The following is a 16126-nucleotide window of genomic DNA, read 5'->3' as shown; positions in this document are numbered from 1 at the left end:
CTATTTCGCAGCAGTTGCTTGAAACCCGTTAGCAAAATCTTTAATTGCTTCATCAAGTTTGTCTGTATCTGGAAGAGCACCTGTTTTCTTGATAGAATCCAATAGATCCTTATGGTTATTGTCGAAGAAAGCAAACAGCTCACCTTGGTAACGCATAATATCATCAACTGGGACAGTATCCAAGAAACCATGTGTTAATGCGTACAAAATCAAAACTTGTTTCTCAACAACTAGTGGTTCATGAAGAGGTTGCTTTAGAACTTCAACAGTTCTGCGGCCACGACTTAACTTGGCTTGTGTAGCAGCATCCAAATCGGAACCAAATTGTGCAAATGATTCCAACTCACGATATGATGCTAAATCAAGACGCAAAGTACCAGAAACTTTCTTCATTGCCTTAATCTGTGCAGCACCACCAACACGAGAAACAGATGTACCAGCATCAATAGCTGGACGGATACCTGAATAGAAATTATTACTATCCAAGAATATCTGACCATCAGTGATCGAAATAACATTCGTAGGAATGTAAGCAGAAACATCACCGGCTTTTGTTTCAATGAATGGTAAGGCAGTCATTGAACCACCACCCAAATCATCACTCAACTTAGCAGCACGTTCCAACAAACGTGAATGCAAGTAGAAAACATCACCAGGATAAGCTTCACGACCAGGTGGACGTCTCAAAATCAAAGAAAGCTCACGATAAGCATCCGCTTGTTTTGTTAAATCATCATAGATAATCAAAACATGCTTGCCATTGTACATGAACTCCTCACCCATGGCAGCCCCTGCATATGGTGCAAGCCATAACAGTGGTGCTGGAGATGAAGGACCCGCAGAAACAACAATCGTATAATCCATAGCACCATAACTACGAAGTGTTTCTACCTGACTTCTAACTGTTGATTCCTTTTGACCAATCGCAACGTAAACACAAATCATGTCTTGATCTTTTTGATTAATGATCGTATCAATTGCAACAGAAGTCTTACCTGTCTTACGATCACCAATTACCAACTCACGCTGGCCACGACCAATTGGTACTAATGCATCAATAGCTTTAATACCCGTTTGTAGAGGTTCACTAACTGATTTACGCTGCATAACACCAGGTGCTTTTTTCTCAACCGGTCGAGTCTTATCAACCTTAATTTCTCCTAGACCATCAATTGCTTGGCCCAAAGGATTAACCACACGTCCAATCAGTTGTTCTCCAACTGGAACTTCCATAATCCTTCCGGTTCTTTTAACACTATTGCCTTCACGAATTCCTTCAAAAGAACCAAGAATAACAATACCAACATCATTCGACTCAAGGTTTTGAGCCATCCCCAGAGTTCCATCATCAAATTCAAGTAATTCACCCGCTAATGCGTTATCAAGTCCAGTTGCACGGGCAATCCCATCACCGACATATGTAACTGTTCCGACTTCGTCAACATTGAGTTCAGTATGATAATTTGCTAATTGCTGTTTAATCAGAGCACTTATTTCCTCAGCCTTAATGCTCATAGAAGTTTCACCTCTTTATATAATCATTTCAAAAGCATTCTTTTGATTTGTGCAAATCTTAATTTTAAAGAACCATCATAGATATAGTTATTTGATCTAAGAATAACTCCTCCAATAATGTCAGAGTCAACTTTCTCTTCAAGCACTACTTTGTTTGCCCCGACTATTCTAGCAAAGGAATCAGCCAATTTGGCTTTTTGCTCACTCTCCAAAGGAATAGCCGTTGTGACAACTGCTTTAACTGTTTTCTCGTATTCATCATTCAATCTAATATATTCATCAATAATGACATCCAAATCACCAATACGATCATAGTCAAACAGCATATCCAACAAGTTCTTTAAAGTTTCAGAAGCTGAATCACCCAAAGTTTTGATAAATTTTTGCTTATCAACCCTTGAAATTTGTTTACTAGTTAAAAGCAACATCATTTTAGGTTCATTGACAAGTATTTGTTTCAATTCTACCAATTCTTCTTTAAGAGCTTGGCGCTCATCCTTTTCAAGTGCCAATTCAAACAGTGCACTCCCATATCGATGGGCTATTATCGTCTTATTTAACTTCATTTTGCTTCCCCAACCCTTCGATATAAGAATCAATTAAGGCCTTTTGATCATCAAGCTGTAAATTCTTCGAGATAACCTTTGAAGCAATTTCAAGTGACAATTCAGCTACATCATTCTTGACACCTTCCAAAGCATCTTGGCGTTCACGTGCAATATCTTGCTTTGCAGTTTCCTTGAATGATTGGGCTTCACTATGAGCATTTTCAACAATTATATTTTTTTGCTGTTCACCATTTTTCTTTGCACGCTCAATAATTTGTGATGCCTCAACATGTGATTCTTTCAAAGCACTTTGTCTTTTTTCTGCAAGGTCTTCGGCTTTTTGCCGAGCATCTTCAGCAGAATCGATATCATTTGCAATTTTATTCGCGCGCTTATCCATCATCTCATTGACAGGACCCCACGCAAAATGTTTCAACAGTGCGATTAACACGATAAATAGAACTAGATAAAATAACATATCTCCCCATTTAACAGATGTTGCAACAGCACCAAGTATAAAATCTGTACCCATTTAATTGACACCTCCTCTGTTTTGACAGTTTAAACAATAATTTTGTTTAAGCTTTTGCCAACAAAAGGAATGAAATAACAATTGCAATAATTGGAACAGCTTCAACCAAACCAACACCGATAAACATGTTAGTACGTAACTTACCTTCCAATTCAGGTTGGCGTGCCATACCTTCAATCATTTTAGAAATTACAAGACCGTTACCAATCGCAGCACCAATCGCAGCACCTGCAGCTGCTAACCCTGCACCTATTAAAGATAATGAAATCATAACTAAATCCTCCTTGTTTACTCTTTTTCAATTTTTTGAGATATATAAACCATCGTCAAAGTTACAAACACATAGGCTTGAATACTCCCAATAAATACAGAAAAACCTTGCCAGATAATTTCTAATGGAATAGCTGGAATAAATGACGCTAGACCAAATGATCTACCAAATTCATAAATCAGCTTTAATAGAACTTCACCAGAATAGATATTCCCGTATAATCGAAGAGCCAGTGTAAGAAAGTTTGTAAATTCTTCAAGTATGCTTATCGGAAGTAAAAAAGGAATTGGGCTTAAATAAGTATTTTTAATATACCCTCTAAAACCAAATTTTTTAACTCCCAAGAAATGTGCAAAAAGCAAAACCATAAAAGCAAGTGTCATCGTTGTCATAGCATCCGCTGTTGGACTCTTAATGTAAGCTGTATTATTTACATTAACCTGCAACATCAACCCCAACTGGTTCGACACAAATATAAAAGAAAACAATGTAAAAATCAGGAGTCCAAACTGGCTTCCCTCTTTATTGGGCATTGTACTCTTAATAATACCGTTGGTAAAATCGATTATCCATTCAAGAACATTTTGCCTTCCTGTAGGCTTCAGTTGTATCTTGCGTGACAACCAAAACATAGTAAAAAATACGATTATTGCCGCAAGTAACCCCGGCAGATCATTGCTAATGTTGAAAGGAATTCCAAAGATTTCTTGAACATATGCTCCCTCATTCACCAAGTCTCACCTCTCTTCCTCTTGATGGCATGACTCATCAAATTTAGAAAAATATGTGCAAAAGCCTAATAACAAGCGCTTTTTAATACACAAGAAATGATACCACCATTTAAGAAAAAACACAAAATGTTTTTAGAACATTGGAAAGCGCTTTCCTATGTGATATAATAATCTTTTATAGTCAAATAATTATTATCATTATCACATTAGCCACTAGATTTCACTCTTGTTTGTGTATTAATTAGCAAACACTTTTTTATTCCTTAAGGTATTTTGAAAGTAATACCTATCAATCACTTTTTTACAATTCAGGTTGTTTCCCTTGTGTACAATATAAATATATTTTTTGGTGTACTCAAATTAATGATATTCAAATTTCTATTAATCATCAAAAAAGCATGACGTTCTTGCACTTTTTAATCGTGCTTAACTTCATGCTTTCTTTGTAATATAATAATTTTTCCAACAAATATAGAAGGATAATAGCTACTTCGTACCGAATAAACGATCCCCTGCATCACCTAAACCGGGAACAATATATCCATTTTCGTTTAAATGATCATCCAAAGCTGCAGCAAAAATATCAATATCAGGATGTGCAGCACGCAAAGCCTTGACCCCTTCGGGTGCAGCAACAAGGCAAACAAACTTGATTGCGACTGCCCCACGCTTCTTTAGTGCATCGACAGCCATAATTGCAGATCCTCCTGTTGCCAACATTGGATCAACCACAAAAATCTCGCGGCTTTCCATATTTTCAGGCATCTTGACAAAGTATTCAACGGGTTTCAATGTTTCCTCATCACGATACATTCCCACGTGTCCAACCTTTGCAGCTGGAATCAGTTCAAGAATACCATCAACCATTCCTAAACCTGCACGTAAAATGGGTACAATTACAACTTTTTTACCAGCAAGTCTCTTTTTCGTTGTAACTGTTATAGGTGTTTCGACCTGAACATCTTCAAGCGGCATGTCTCTTGACACTTCATAAGCCATCAACTCTGCAATTTCATTGACAACCTCACGAAATTCACGAGTTCCACAATTTTTATCGCGAATAATCGTTAATTTATGTTGGATCAGTGGATGATCAAGTACTTCAAATTTTCCCAATCTAGACACTCCTTTTTTATTCTTAATTATTTTAGCGGAAAAAAAGCAATTTGGCTAGCTTCTTTCATCTTAAATTAATCTACAAAAAATTGATCTCCTGCCGATTTTTTTAAGCGATTCATATAAGCAATTCCCAAGCCTTCTTCTGCAAAGCCCGCGGCCAAAATCCACTTTATATCTTTTTTATCATCAAAATATCTTAAACCTGCGAAAAGGTTATGGCTTGCCTGCTCAACATTACTACCCAAGTCGAACAATTCACAGTTTTCTGGAATTGCTTGTCCCTGCATATTAGAGGCCATTATCCCAACTGAAACAAGTTGTTTTTTTGCCCAAGTCAATGCAGCATCCCACTTATCTTCTTCGACTATTAAGACTTGAGCATCTGGCGCGTAATGCTTGTACTTCATTCCTGGGGCCTTAGGTGTTTCATCTGCACCAATTTTATGCTGATCTGTATTCAATTGTTTCTGTAAGACAGCCTCTATTTCTTCGACTGTTACCGCACCCGGACGTAAGATGAGCGGTTTATCAGTTGACATATCAATAATTGTCGATTCAACACCAACTTGAGTCGGTCCATCATCAACAATTCCCGCAATTCTTCCTTCAAGGTCATGGTAAACATGTTCTGCAGTAGTTGGACTAGGCTTTCCAGATGAATTAGCCGATGGCCCCACAATTGGAACTCGCGCTAATTCTATCAATCTTCTAGTAACTTCATTTTGTGGCATTCTAAAAGCAGCTGTCTTTAAACCACCGGTAACTGCTTTTGAAAGAGTACCAGGTTTAATATTGAATACCAATGTCAATGGACCGGGCCAAAAGTTTTTGATTAACTTCCTAGCATCCTCACTAATATCTGTAGCAAACTGTTCCATCATTTCAGTAGATGAGACCGTAACTATCAGTGGATTATCAGATGGACGCCCCTTTGCTAAATAAACACGTTTAACAGCCAACTCATTTGTAGCATCTGCACCAAGACCATAAACTGTTTCAGTGGGAAATGCTATCAGTTCACCTTTATTCAGTTCATCCGCAGCTTGCTTTATTTCAGCTGGTTTATAGATTTTTGTAATCAGCATTTTACTTCTCCTTATCGTATTGTTACTCTTACCATTCGATCATTCCCATAAAAATCTTTTTTTATTTCAACTTTTCCGATATTCTCGAACAGTTTTGCAACTTGTTGTCCCTGCTTAAATCCTATTTCTAAATACAGCTTTCCTCCCGGTTTAAGATAATTAGTTATTTCTTCAGCAAATCTATGATAAAAAAGCAACCCATTTTCTTTTGCAAACAGCGCACTTTTTGGTTCATGAGCAATTACCGACTTATCCATTAAGTCTATCTCAGAAGCAGCAATATAGGGCGGATTAGAAACTATCAAATCATATTTGCCGTTTAGAACAGACAGCAGGTCACCCGCCGCCAATTTAACTTTTGCCTGTAAATTAATTGCATTTTCCTTCGCAACCGCCAAGGCTTCCTCCGAAATGTCTGACAAAGTCACGTCCCAATTTGACCGCTCAAGCTGCAAAGATATTCCAATTGCTCCCGTTCCAGTGCCGATGTCAGCCACTGTCTGCTGTGCATCAATTATTGGATTATCAGATATTATCCATTCGACCAGTTCTTCTGTTTCGGGCCGCGGTATCAAAGTATCTTCTGTCACACGAAAAGTATGTCCGAAAAAAAATGTATGCCCTAAAATGTATTGCACTGGCCAATCTTCTTGATACATCTTTACCCATTTTTTAAATTTGCTAAGTTCACTGTCAGTTAAATTTGTCCGCAAATTCTGCAGCAATTGTAACTCATTCCATCCTCTAATATCCATTAAAAGTAATTTAATTGCATTTTTTGTTTCTTCATTATCTTTATTTATAAAAGAAAAAGCCCATTTCTGGGCCTCAAAAAAATTCATACTACTCATTTTGCAGACTCTCCAGTGCCTTGGTTTGATCAAACAAAATCAAAGCATCAATCACGTCTTCTAATTCACCATTCATAATGCGGTCTAACTTGTTGAGCGTCAAACCAATGCGATGATCCGTGACACGGTTTTGCGGGTAGTTATAGGTTCTGATTCGTTCAGATCTGTCCCCTGTCCCTACAGCAGATTTACGATTCTGATCATATTCACTTTGTTCTTTTGAAGAATAGTAGTCATAAACACGTGCTTTTAAGATTTTCATTGCCTTTTCACGATTTTGTTGTTGCGAACGCTGATCTTGCATCGCCACAACAATTCCAGTAGGTAAATGTGTCATTCGAACAGCCGAAGATGTCTTATTAATATGCTGTCCACCAGCACCAGAAGAACGGTAAACATCTACACGAATATCTTTTGGATCCAAATCAATCTCAACATCTTCTTCTTCAGGCATGACTACCACTGTCGCTGTCGAAGTATGCACCCGTCCAGCAGATTCTGTCACAGGAACACGCTGAACACGATGCGCGCCGCTTTCATATTTTAGCTTCGAATAGACACTGTCACCATTGATCAACAATGCAATTTCTTTAAATCCGCCAACCTCAGTGACATTCTTATCAAGAACTTCAATGGTCCAACCTTCTTTTTCAGCAAACTTGGAATACATTCCAAATAGATCTGCTGCAAAAAGGCTCGCCTCGTCGCCGCCAGCTGCTCCACGAATCTCCATAATAATATTTTTGTCATCGTTAGGATCCTTGGGCAATAACAAAATTTTAATCTCAGATTCCAATGCCTCTTTATCAGACTTGGCTGTTGCCAATTCTTCCTTAACCATCGAGGCCATTTCATCATCGAGTTTTTCGCCCAGCATCTCTTCATCATCTTTGATTGTTTGCACAACTTCTTTATACTGATTATACTTTTCAACAGTCTCACGTAAGTCTGCCATTTCTTTTGAGAGACTCGTAAACTTTCTAGTATCACTGATGATATCTGGATCAGATAGTAATTCGCCCAACTCTTCGTATCGATCCTCGAGAGATTGCAAGCGATCAAATAAGTCATTCATTTAAAAATATTCCTCCATCTTCTTCTTTAAAAACAATTGTGACTTGCTAATTCAAAGGCGGGTTCAAATAATGTTTGCGACATACAGGATAGTAAGCTTCGTTTCCACCCACTAAGATTTGTTCACCACTATACACTGGATGACCATCATGAACCCTAAGATTCATAATTGCTTTCTTGGCGCAAAACCAGCAGATTGTTTTCATTTCTTCAATCTTATCAGCATATAGTAGCAAGTATTTTGAACCCTCAAATAATTCATTGCGAAAATCATTTTTCAATCCAAAAGCCATAACTGGAATATCTAGCTCATCAACAATCCTCGCAAATTCCTTGATATGGTGCTGTTTTAGAAACTGTGCTTCATCAATTAATACACAGTCTATTTTCTTATCTATCTTAGCAATTGACCTATAGACATCTGTGTCCTCATAAATTAGGGTCGCTTTTCTTTTTAATCCTATTCGGCTTGTAATGAACCCCAACTCATCCCTGTCATCAACCGCACTAGTCATAATTACAACTGACTTATCTTGTTCTTCATAATTATGTGCAACTTTCAATATTTCGATGCTCTTCCCACTATTCATCGCGCCATAACGGAAAAACAGCTGTGCCATGACTATCAACTCCAAATTTAGACTTTCCTATCAATTATATATGATTTCTTCACAAATTTCACTATTCATATGACAGATGTTTTAGTATTTACTTTAAGAATAGTTTTTATCTGTCAGTACAGTAACCTTTTCCCTAGATTTTGTGATATTATCTTCTTTGTAATTATACAAGATAATGTGACATAAGTTTGGAAGTTTTGCGTGCTATTTCGAGTTATGATTGTAACCATCTCTGCTACTATAATAATTTAATAATTTGAAATTGTGCGAAAAAGCTTGACTTTTGGAACACACGTATACGTAATTAACAAAGAAGCTGTTACACATCGTCAACCCTGCAGCAGCTTCTTTGGAAATGGGGGAAATACAATGTCACTCAGAAGTTCGGTAGCAATTACTGCAGGACGCACATCCTATTGGTTTTTGCACAACTTTTTACACGGTGGTACCGCATTACCAGGAAAAATAACACTGGCAATTGATCCAGATGTTCTGCAAGATCTCGCAAAAAATTATGAGACAGTTATAATAACTGGGACAAACGGAAAGACTCTGACAACTGCACTCACAGTCAAAGCTCTGAAAGCAAAATATTCACAGGTATTAACTAATCCAAGCGGATCTAATATGAAACAAGGAATAGTCACTGCCTTCTTAACTTCACAGAAAACTAAATCTGGTAAAAACTTGGCTGTACTCGAAACAGATGAAGCTAATGTAGAACTTGTGACAAAATATGTAAGGCCAAAAGTTTTTGTGTTAACTAATATTTTTCGCGATCAGATGGATCGTTATGGTGAAATCTATACAACTTATGCAAAAATTCTTGCAGGAATCAAACTAGAACCAACAGCAACAATTATCGCAAATGGTGACGCACCGATTTTCAACAGTGTGGCACTGCCTAATCCGATTATCTACTATGGTATCGATGCACAAGAAGACAAAGAACAACAGGCTTTGCCAAATACCGATGGTTTATTGTGTCCTAAATGTCAACATATCCTGCACTACAAGAAGATTTCATATGCAAATCTAGGCAAGTACTACTGTCCAAATTGTGACTTTAAGCGACCAGAACTGGACTTTTCGGTGTCTAAAATTATTCAGCAGACTCCTCAAAGTTCTGAGTTTATTATTGACGATACGACAATCAATTTGCACATCGGTGGAACTTACAACATTTATAATGCTCTAGCTGCATACAGTATTGCTCGATTTTTTGCTATTGACAGTTCACTGATTGCAACTGCATTAAATGATAATGATGAAAAAATATTTGGCAGACAAGAAGTTATTAATGTTGATAACAAAGAAATCACTCTGATATTAGTTAAGAATCCAGTAGGCTTAGATCAAGTACTTGAGATGATTAAAACTGATCCAGAACCTTTTTCTCTTGCCGTCTTATTGAATGCCAACTATGCTGACGGGATTGACACAAGCTGGATTTGGGATGGTCGCTTTGAGAACCTTCCTTTCAATAATATTCCAAGCGTTCTTGCAGGTGGCGAACGCTATCGTGATATCTCATTTCGTTTAAAAGTTGCTGGTGTTTCGGATAAACAATTTATGGAACGTGAAAATCTTACCGAAGTTTTAGAGGCACTTAAGAAAATGCCTTCCAATAGGATCTATGTTCTAGCGACCTATACTGCTGTACTTCAGTTACGTAAGTTGTTAGCAAATCAAGGATACATTAAGGAGGGAATGGAATAATGAGTCTTAAATTGAATGTTGCTCATCTCTATGGTGATCTCCTAAATACCTATGGTGATATTGGAAATATTCTTGTTCTCGAATATTATGCAAAACAAATGAATGTTGAATTAACTTCCGAAATCGTCAGTTTAGACCAGCAATTTGAGGAATCCAAGTTCGATCTCTCCTTTTTTGGTGGTGGTCAAGACTATGAACAAGTCATCGTTTCAAAGGATATTCAAAATAAAAAAGAAGCATTAACTTCCTTTATTGAAAATGATGGACCAATGCTTGCAATATGTGGTGGCTACCAGCTTCTTGGTGAATACTACATCTCAGCTAAGGGTGAAAAAATAGCTGGGATCAATGCCCTTCCCCACTATACAAAAAGTCAAGACAACAACCGTTTTATCGGTGATATCGTTATCAAAAATTCCGAAACTGGTCAAGAATATCATGGCTTTGAAAATCATAATGGTATGACATTCTTGGGTAATGGTGAACGACCACTGGGAACAGTTATTAGCGGTCATGGGAATAACGGGGAAGATAAGTCAGAAGGAGCTATTTATAAAAATGTCTTTTGTTCCTATTTTCATGGCCCAATTCTTGCACGTAATGGGGAATTAGCCAAGCGACTCCTTTTACTGGCACTAAAACGCAAGTATCCAACCAATGACTTTACACAACAGGAACAGTTGGAAATCAAACCAACATATTGATTAATTGCTCTCTCGGAACAACAAAGTAACCTGGTTAAGATTAAAATGTATCAAAGAGTATCTCAAATAATGAAAATATGACATAAGTCTGTAAGATTCGAGTACTAACAAAAGATTATGAATGTAGTGTTTTTTTCACTATAAATAGTTCGAAATTTGAAATTTGATGAAGAATATTGATTCATGGAATCTGTTTATAAAAAAAGTAAAGGGGCCAAGTCAAAGGTTAGCTTTTGACTCGGTCCCTTATTCTTTGATCAAACCTGACAATCCTTGTAAGTAGTTTTGGTAACCAAAACTAAAATTCCTTGCAATGTTATTTTCCTATTTTTCACACTACATTACTTATGCTTTTTCTCCAGGTTCAGAGATAATCATTGTTAAGTTTCCTTTGAACTGCCATTTTTTCACGTCAAATGGCAGGATAAAGTGAACACCTTTTTTGATTGGATAATTCTGATTTTCAATTACCAACTCCCCTTGACCATCAAGCACAGAAAACAATGTATATGGTGCCTTTGTACGCATCCCTGTACTCTCTCCTTCTTCCAATTCCAATTTGTAAACACTAAAGAAGTCCGTTTGAACAAAAGTTGTAAGTGTACCATCGCCTAATCTATCAACCTTTATATCAAGTTCTGGATCTTTGTGAGGAACGTTCGTAACATCGATTGATTGTTGAATATGCAATTCTCTTTTTTGTCCGGTCTTTTCATCGACACGATCAAAATCGTAAACACGATATGTCGTATCACTGCTTTGCTGAGTTTCGAGAACCATAACGCCCTTGCCAATTGCGTGAATAGTTCCACTTGGAACATATAAGAAATCACCGGCTTTAACAGGAACATGGCGCAATAATTTATCCCATTGCCCATTTTTAATCAGCTCTGCTAATTCCTCACGCGACTTAGCATGGTGCCCATAAATCATTTCAGAATCTTCATCAGCTGAAATCACATACCAGCATTCTGTTTTTCCTAATTCATGTTCATGTTCCATTGCATATTTATCGTCAGGATGAACCTGAACTGAAAGTTCTGTGCGTGCATCTAGGATCTTAGTTAATAATGGGAAAACATCTCCCTTAGCATTCCCGAACACTTCGCGATGAGAATCCCAGAGCTCATTCAGCTTAACTCCCTTAAATTCCCCATTACTAACAGTTGCGGGTCCATGAAGATGAGCAGAAATGGCCCAGCATTCCCCTGTATGTTCACTTGGAATTTCGTACCCGAACTCGCTGGCTAGCTTGTTGCCACCCCATATTTTTTCTTGGAAAGCAGGTTTTAAAAAAAGTGGTTCTTTTGACATAGACGTACCCCTCTCAAATTTGGCTTCGCTTACATTATATATCTTTTTCACCTAAATATTCAGCAATTATTTGATCTCTTCGTACCAAAAATTCATCATTAGGTGTACGCGGATGTACTCTGTTTGTGAGAACAATCAGTGCATCTTGCATTTTTTTATCTATTAAAATAAACGTACCTGTATAACCAGTATGGTAGATGCAGACATCATTTGCACGATTGTACCTCAAGTCCCACCCATATGTTCTACCTAGATTATGAGTTGGTGTCTGATCTCTAAATAATTCCTGCACCATATCCGTTTTGAAGAATCTCTTTCTAACACTCTCGCTTAATAACCACCTAGTGAATTTTACTAGATCCTTCATTGTCATAAAAAGGCCAGCAGAACCACAATGTTCCCGCAAAATATTGGCTTTTGGATCATGAACTATTCCTTGAATCAAGCCACGTTTTTTAGTGATTTCCGTTGGTACACATTCACTTTGAAGTGGGGAAAAAGTGCTATCGGTTAGACTTAACGGTTCCAACACTACTTCCGTGATTACACTTTGAACCGGCTTATCATAAAACTTTTCAATAATCAGGCCTAAAAAAATCATTCCAATGTCAGTGTAAACAACTTTTTTTTCAAAAGTTGGCCCGATATGTAATGTATACAATGCAGCTAATAATTCATGTGCATCTAATTCATTCCTATTCTTAATATATCCGGTAATCCCAGAAGTATGCGTCAGTAAATGCCGAATTGTTATTCGGTTATCAAAAAAATCAGGAAGATATTTGATAACTTTATCGTCAAAGGCCAATCTTCCTTCATCAACCAATTTTAAAATTACTGTTGTGGTCCCTACAACCTTAGTTAACGATGCCACGTCATACTTTAATCCAGGAGTTAACTCTCTAACAATGGGTTCTAGCTGGCGTTTCCCAAAAATTTCACTCTGTTCTTCTTCACCATGAACCATGGTATAAGACACTCCGGGTACAATCCCATCTGAGACTAATCTGTGTAATAAACTTGTTGTTTTTTCATTCATTATTTTATCGACTTCTTCTTATTGACATTGACAATCTTAAATTTAACGCCATCGTAGTCAACTTTGCTGACTCGTGCATTCTTCAAAAGAAACAAGGGGACGTCTCCGCTTAAATTCTCAATAAATAATGAGAGGATTAATGCGTGAGCTACGATCAAAATATTTACATCCCGTCCAGCATATTGTTTCCCAATAGTAGACAAGGTTCTCGTGATTCTTGCATTCAATTGTTTTGCATCCTCAATTTGTGCACCTTCATCCATCTTTCCAAATAAATTCGTCATTGCTGTAACCCGCTTCTTTGAAGTAGCCGCGCTAAAGATCTGGCCAATTCCTAATTTTTTGATGGCGTTTGGAACCATATGCCGATTCTTCATCTCCTCAAAATTTCCAAAACTTAATTCCCTTAATCCAGGTTCACTGATTATCTTCGCTAATTTTTTTTGATTCTCACTCAAAATAATACGTGCAGTCTCTTGTGTTCTTTTCAAATCACTGGTATAGACACTAGCAAATTCGATGTTTTGGAGCTGTATTCCTAGTTTACGCGCTCTACGTACTCCCTTTTTTGTTAAAGGAGAGTCTGTAATTCCCTGAAGTCGGTGGTGTCTATTTAATTGTGTCTGGCCATGTCGAACCAAATAGAAATGTACTGTCATGCTTTCACCTCATTCAAAGAATTTCCCTATCTGGTTCAATTATACCAAAAATACTGATACAATTGAGTTAAATAAATGGAGGATCGATAAAAAATGGCAAGCAATTCGGATTCAATCTTTAATCTCTTATCATATCTAAAACGACATAAATCTAATTATCAATTATTACAAAGTCCATATAATAATGTAATCAGGCTGGTTATTTCAAATGATACTCCTATTTCCGACACCGATATTTACTTTCCCACTAATCAATTAATGGTCAACCGTTTATCCGATGATTTCTTAGCACATCATGGGGAACTCTTGGATTATTACCTCGATCTTGGACAAATAAATAACCCGCACTTCTTGGAAGTTTGGGTTACAACTGCCTATATCAAAGATATCCAAAAATATTTTCTAGAACTATCTTTTGAATAATCTTTCCTACTTGTGAATCCTCAATGGAACAAATCTTAATATCATAAAAAAGTTTACTAATACCAAGGCCGCTGTGACTAAAAACACGCTCTGGTAATCAAAAATACTCGAAATCAATGATCCAATCAGTGGTCCTACAACTCCGCCAGTTGCCTGAAAAGATTGATTATAACTGAAGATTCTTCCGAATGCTTCACTTGGAACATCAACCGTTAAGATAGTCTGAACTGCCGGTAGCATAGCTGCACTAGAAAGTCCTAAGATAAATCTTAGTATCCCTAATTGCAATGGACTTGTCACAAAGAACATTGGTACGAAGACAACCGCCGTGATCACTAGTCCGAATAGCAGTACCCTCTCCGGCTTCATTTTATCCATCAGTCTGCCTATTCTTGAGGCAACCAATAATGTCCCAAACCCTGGCATTGCAGCTACAATTCCACTAACGAGTGAAATATTTCCTTGTCCATGCATCAATTGACGGACAAGTAGACTAATAATCGGTGATATCGACATCAAAGACGATTGTACAAGTAATGTTGTCAAAAACATCGTAACAATCAATCCTTTATTTTCTAATTCACCAAAAATTTTCTTAATGGATTTCATTTTCTTTGCAGGAATCGGAACAAAATGTTCTTTAACATAAATATTAGTCAATATGAAAACCAGTCCCATTAGTATCCCAGTAATAAAAAATGTAATGCGATAACCCAGGCTGCCTGCGATTAGGCCACCAAATAATGGTCCTAATAGTGTTCCCGTAACATTCGCCGTCATCAAATTTCCCATTACTTGACCACTTCGCTCATGTGGTGTCTCCCCTGCCATCAAAGCAGTTGCATTATTAATATATCCTGAGAATGCTCCTTGCAAGAATCTCAAAAGTATTACGATCCAAACGCTTTGTGCTGTCCCAACTAAAAATATCGTACATGCCATAACTCCGGATGCACGCAAACACATCAATTTTCGCCCTTTTCGGTCTGCTAGACTTCCCCAAAATGGTGAAACAATGGCTTGCGAAAGATACGTAATTGAAAAAGCTATACCTGAATACAGGTTTAGCTGCCATGTTGAAAATTTACCAAGTGTATCTATATAAAGTGAAATAAACGGCATTGTCATTGAATAACCTAGTGCCGTTATAAAACATCCTATCCATAGTGTCAGAAAACTTCTTCTCCAAACGCGACTGTCGTTTGTAGTGGCTCTTCCCATCCAAATTTCAGCTCCTTTATAAATTAAACAATTACCATGGTAACACTCTGGATAGCTTTAGCATATAAAATTATGATGAATGCATAAAAAACTAATTATCGAAAGTTTTAAAATTCAAAAATTTTTTGGCTTTAAAATTACTTTGACTCATTTTTAAAGACCTATGCTCGTAAAGATATTGTAACATAGGATGATAAAAACTAAGAATTGGTACAAAAAATAAAGGGACCGGTTCAAAATATATTTTTGATCCAGTCCCTTTATTTATTCTAATAGTCGTGCTCAATCAATTAAATTATTTCCATTGGCAGCCGTTCAGCACCTTATATTCTTGTACTCACAGTCCTTTGCTAATCATCCAAGTCCCTTTCAATATCAAGACCATAGATATCACTGACTGGTTCATCCTTATCAACTGGATGAACAACTAAAATTGTTGTTGCCCCTTTTTCACTCACATACCCAGCAAAACTTGCCACTTCTTCGACGCGGTACGCTAGGCCATCCGAATTATAAATATACTGACCTGCAACCGGCATATTCTCAAAATAAACCTTGTTCATTCGATAATATTCATTTTCTCCATCATGCATCACTAGAACAACCTTAAACATCCACTTCACCTCTCAGAGTTTACAAACAAAATACAGTTACTTCGATCCAACATAATCCAATAAGTTAATTATATCATTTTTATATTT

At 37.1% G+C, this 16126-nt stretch carries 18 protein-coding genes; 3 read left to right on the top strand and 15 right to left on the bottom strand.

The features are described from left to right. The 10 genes from atpA to IV36_RS00935 all read right to left on the bottom strand — a co-directional run bounded on the left by atpA (position 1) and on the right by IV36_RS00935 (position 8346). Entirely contained in the window at positions 1–1515 is a 1515-nt protein-coding gene (gene atpA, locus IV36_RS00980) for a F0F1 ATP synthase subunit alpha (protein WP_010077835.1), read from the bottom strand. A gap of 23 nt (positions 1516–1538) precedes the next feature. Next, a complete protein-coding gene (atpH, locus tag IV36_RS00975) occupies positions 1539–2081 on the bottom strand; it encodes an ATP synthase F1 subunit delta (protein WP_003689946.1) in 543 nt (180 codons plus the stop codon). Further along, a complete protein-coding gene (gene atpF, locus IV36_RS00970) occupies positions 2068–2595 on the bottom strand; it encodes a F0F1 ATP synthase subunit B (protein ID WP_056990306.1) in 528 nt (175 codons plus the stop codon). The genes atpH and atpF overlap by 14 nt, the downstream gene beginning before the upstream one ends. 46 nt (positions 2596–2641) lie before the next feature. Beyond that, a complete protein-coding gene (atpE, locus tag IV36_RS00965) occupies positions 2642–2866 on the bottom strand; it encodes a F0F1 ATP synthase subunit C (protein WP_003689942.1) in 225 nt (74 codons plus the stop codon). Positions 2867–2883: 17 nt separating this feature from the next. Then, positions 2884–3597, bottom strand: coding sequence for a F0F1 ATP synthase subunit A (gene atpB / locus IV36_RS00960; protein ID WP_056990305.1), 714 nt, complete (start codon positions 3595–3597; stop codon positions 2884–2886). A gap of 486 nt (positions 3598–4083) precedes the next feature. Continuing rightward, positions 4084–4713: a uracil phosphoribosyltransferase gene (gene upp, locus IV36_RS00955; RefSeq protein WP_056990304.1), complete on the bottom strand. Its 630-nt coding sequence runs from the start codon at positions 4711–4713 to the stop codon at positions 4084–4086. A gap of 74 nt (positions 4714–4787) precedes the next feature. Further along, entirely contained in the window at positions 4788–5801 is a 1014-nt protein-coding gene (locus IV36_RS00950; RefSeq protein WP_056990303.1) for an L-threonylcarbamoyladenylate synthase, read from the bottom strand. Positions 5802–5812: 11 nt separating this feature from the next. Further along, positions 5813–6652: a peptide chain release factor N(5)-glutamine methyltransferase gene (gene prmC, locus IV36_RS00945; RefSeq protein ID WP_056990302.1), complete on the bottom strand. Its 840-nt coding sequence runs from the start codon at positions 6650–6652 to the stop codon at positions 5813–5815. Next, complete coding sequence (prfA, locus tag IV36_RS00940) at positions 6645–7727, bottom strand: peptide chain release factor 1 (protein ID WP_003689923.1); 1083 nt, start codon at positions 7725–7727, stop codon at positions 6645–6647. The genes prmC and prfA overlap by 8 nt, the downstream gene beginning before the upstream one ends. 46 nt (positions 7728–7773) lie before the next feature. Continuing rightward, positions 7774–8346 carry a thymidine kinase gene (locus IV36_RS00935; protein WP_056990301.1) on the bottom strand — a complete coding sequence of 191 codons (573 nt, stop codon included), beginning with the start codon at positions 8344–8346 and terminating at the stop codon, positions 7774–7776. 369 nt (positions 8347–8715) lie between these two features. On the opposite strand from IV36_RS00935, the gene IV36_RS00930 reads away from it, so the two are divergent. Both IV36_RS00930 and IV36_RS00925 read left to right on the top strand, forming a co-directional pair. Next, the gene (locus IV36_RS00930; protein ID WP_056990300.1) at positions 8716–10065 is read left to right on the top strand and encodes a Mur ligase family protein; all 1350 of its coding nucleotides are present in this window, start codon (positions 8716–8718) and stop codon (positions 10063–10065) included. Next, positions 10065–10769: a type 1 glutamine amidotransferase gene (locus IV36_RS00925; protein WP_056990299.1), complete on the top strand. Its 705-nt coding sequence runs from the start codon at positions 10065–10067 to the stop codon at positions 10767–10769. The genes IV36_RS00930 and IV36_RS00925 overlap by 1 nt, the downstream gene beginning before the upstream one ends. Before the next feature lie 345 nt (positions 10770–11114). On the opposite strand, the gene manA is transcribed toward IV36_RS00925, so the two are convergent. From manA to IV36_RS00910, 3 genes are read right to left on the bottom strand one after another with little or no spacing between them, the layout of a single operon-like run. Further along, a complete protein-coding gene (gene manA / locus IV36_RS00920; RefSeq protein ID WP_056990298.1) occupies positions 11115–12083 on the bottom strand; it encodes a mannose-6-phosphate isomerase, class I in 969 nt (322 codons plus the stop codon). A gap of 34 nt (positions 12084–12117) precedes the next feature. Next, positions 12118–13122, bottom strand: a complete 1005-nt coding sequence (locus IV36_RS00915) for a serine hydrolase domain-containing protein (RefSeq protein ID WP_056990297.1) — start codon at positions 13120–13122, stop codon at positions 12118–12120. Further along, on the bottom strand, positions 13122–13781 hold the full coding sequence (locus IV36_RS00910) for a histidine phosphatase family protein (RefSeq protein ID WP_056990296.1): 660 nt from the start codon (positions 13779–13781) through the stop codon (positions 13122–13124). Before IV36_RS00910 ends, IV36_RS00915 begins: the two co-directional genes overlap by 1 nt. 93 nt (positions 13782–13874) lie before the next feature. Between IV36_RS00910 and IV36_RS00905 the strand changes: the two genes are divergently transcribed. Beyond that, entirely contained in the window at positions 13875–14204 is a 330-nt protein-coding gene (locus IV36_RS00905) for a hypothetical protein (RefSeq protein WP_056990295.1), read from the top strand. A gap of 6 nt (positions 14205–14210) precedes the next feature. Here the strand turns inward: IV36_RS00905 and IV36_RS00900 are convergent, their stop codons facing one another. Both IV36_RS00900 and IV36_RS00895 read right to left on the bottom strand, forming a co-directional pair. Continuing rightward, on the bottom strand, positions 14211–15425 hold the full coding sequence (locus tag IV36_RS00900) for an MFS transporter (protein ID WP_056990294.1): 1215 nt from the start codon (positions 15423–15425) through the stop codon (positions 14211–14213). Positions 15426–15775: 350 nt separating this feature from the next. Continuing rightward, positions 15776–16039, bottom strand: a complete 264-nt coding sequence (locus tag IV36_RS00895) for a hypothetical protein (protein ID WP_056990293.1) — start codon at positions 16037–16039, stop codon at positions 15776–15778. Between the last annotated feature and the right edge of the window lie 87 nt (positions 16040–16126).

This window comes from Liquorilactobacillus mali, from assembly GCF_001437155.1.
Taxonomy (GTDB): Bacteria; Bacillota; Bacilli; order Lactobacillales; family Lactobacillaceae; genus Liquorilactobacillus; species Liquorilactobacillus mali_A.
The sequence above is the reverse complement of the archived record's forward strand: the minus strand, read 5'-3'. Positions and strand labels throughout refer to the sequence as shown.